Source organism: Roseicyclus amphidinii, from assembly GCF_030163755.1.
GTDB lineage: Bacteria > Pseudomonadota > Alphaproteobacteria > Rhodobacterales > Rhodobacteraceae > Roseicyclus > Roseicyclus amphidinii.
Window position 1 is genome coordinate 1 of the sequence record NZ_JASJOE010000137.1, and the last position, 2139, is coordinate 2139.

Sequence of the window (2139 nt, forward strand, 5' to 3'; positions counted from 1 at the left end):
GTCGCGGCGTTCTGCGACCTGCTGCGCCGCTCGCTGGCCGAGCCGCTTGCGCCGCTCGACCTTGCGACCGCGCCCCGCAGGCGCGGCGGCACGCGCAAGCGGCGCGCGCCGCTCTGATGCGGCGCTTCCCGCCCGAGCGCATCGTCTGCCTGACCGAGGAAACGGTCGAAACCCTCTACCTGCTGGGCGAGGAGGACCGGATCGTCGGCGTCACGGGCTACGCCGTGCGCCCGCCCCGCGTGCGGCGCGAGAAGCCGCGCGTGGGGGCCTTCACCTCGGCCGATGTGCCCAAGATCGTGGCGCTTGCGCCCGACCTCGTCCTGACCTTCTCGGACCTGCAGGCCGAGATCGCGGCCAACCTGATCCGCGAGGGCGTAACGGTCATGGCCTACAACCAGCGCGACGTGGCGGGCATCCTCGCCATGATCCGCCACCTTGGGGCCATGGTCGGCCAGTCGCGCCGCGCCGCGCGGCTGGTCGATCATTACGAGGGGCAGATCGCAGGCATCGCCGCCCGCGCCGCGGCGCGCACCGGGCCGAAACCCGTGGTCTATTTCGAGGAATGGGACGACCCGATGATCTCGGGCCTTGGCTGGGTGTCGGAGCTGATCGGGATCGCGGGCGGGCAGGATGCCTTCCCCGAGCTTGCCCGCGCGCAGGCCGCGACCGACCGGATCGTCACGCCCGAGGCCGTGCTGGCCCGCCGGCCCGACGTGATCCTTGCCTCGTGGTGCGGCAAGAAGGTCCGCCCCGAGCGCATCGCCGCCCGCCCCGGCTGGGAGACCCTTCCGGCGGTGCGCGACGGGCGGATCACCGAGATCAAGTCGCCCCTCATCCTGCAACCCGGCCCCGCGGCGCTGACCGACGGCCTCGACGCCATCGTCGCGGCGCTGGCCTAGGCGAAACGCGCGGCAAGCGCGGGGATGTCGACCCGCGCGCCCAGCCGCGTCGCCAAAAGGTAGAGACCGCCGATCTTGCGTTGCAGGAACAGCGTTTCGGCGGGCGGGATGTGCCACAGCTCCCGCTCCGATCCGATCTCCATGCCGCGGGCGCGGACGCGCTCGGCGAAATCGTTGCCGCGGAAATCGAACGGCCCCGGCCCGCGCACGATGGCAAAGCCCATCCCCGCCATGTCGAGGATCGTGGCGCGGTGCCGCTCGGACAGGCCGGGGCGGATGAAGCCGATCCGCTCCAGCGCCCGCATCGTGGCGTCGGGATCGCCCGACAGGCCCGCGCGCAGGAGCGCCCGGTAGCCCTCTGAGACTTCTTCCGAAATCTCCCGCGTGGCGCCAAAATCCAGCAGCACGATCTGCCCCGTCTCAGGCCGCCAGCGGTAATTGGCGAAATTCGGGTCGGTCTGCATCAGGCGGAACTCGAACAGCTCGCGCAGGCACAGCTCGATCAGCGCGGTGACGGCCCGGTCGCGCGCCTCGGGCGGGGCATCGGCCAGCCGCTCGACGGGTTCCGAGGCCTCGAAGCTCATCGCCAGAGCGGCGGGCCGGGTGCGGTCGGGGTCGAGCCGGGGCACGACGAAGCGGTCATCCTCGGCCAGAAGGTCGCCGAACCGCGCCAGCGCGCGGCCCTCCCGTGCGTAGTCGGCTTCCTCGTGGAGCTGCCGCCGCGCCTCGGCCATCAGCGGAGCGATATCCAGCTCCGCGGGCCAAAGGCCCGACCACCGGATCAGCGCCGCGGCATTGTCGAGGTCGCTGTCGATCGCCCCGGCCACGCCGGGGTACTGCAGTTTCACGGCCAGGGCCTGCCCCTCGGGCGTCAGCGCGCGATGCACCTGCCCGATCGAGGCGGCGGCCAGCGGCCGCGTGTCGAAACTGCGGAAAAGCCTGCGGAAATCGGCACCATAGGCGGTTTCAAGCACCTGCTTCAATTGCTTGGGCGGCATCACGTGGGCATCGGCGCGCAGGCGGGCCAGAACCGCCTCCATCTCGGGCGGCAGAAGGTCGCCCGCCTCCATCGACAGAAGCTGACCCAGCTTCATCGCCGCCCCCCGCATCTCGGACAGGCGGTCGGCCAGCCGGGTGACATTGCCGGGGCTGAGAACGAGGTCAGGCAGCCGCGGGCGCTGCCCGCGCAACAGCGCATGCGCGCCGCCCAGCGCCACGCCCGAGGCAAGCCCGGTCGCCA

2 protein-coding genes are annotated in these 2139 nt (G+C 72.0%); one reads left to right on the forward strand and one right to left on the reverse strand.

All coding sequences use genetic code 11. The features are described 5' to 3' along the window. Positions 1-116: 116 nt before the first annotated feature. Positions 117-899, forward strand: coding sequence for a cobalamin-binding protein (locus tag QQK83_RS19175; RefSeq protein WP_284267030.1), 783 nt, complete (start codon positions 117-119; stop codon positions 897-899). Here the strand turns inward: QQK83_RS19175 and QQK83_RS19180 are convergent. After that, positions 896-2139, reverse strand: a 1244-nt coding sequence (locus QQK83_RS19180) for an ABC1 kinase family protein (protein WP_284267032.1), incomplete at its 5' end; no start/stop codon positions are given. The two genes, QQK83_RS19175 and QQK83_RS19180, sit on opposite strands and share 4 nt — an antisense overlap.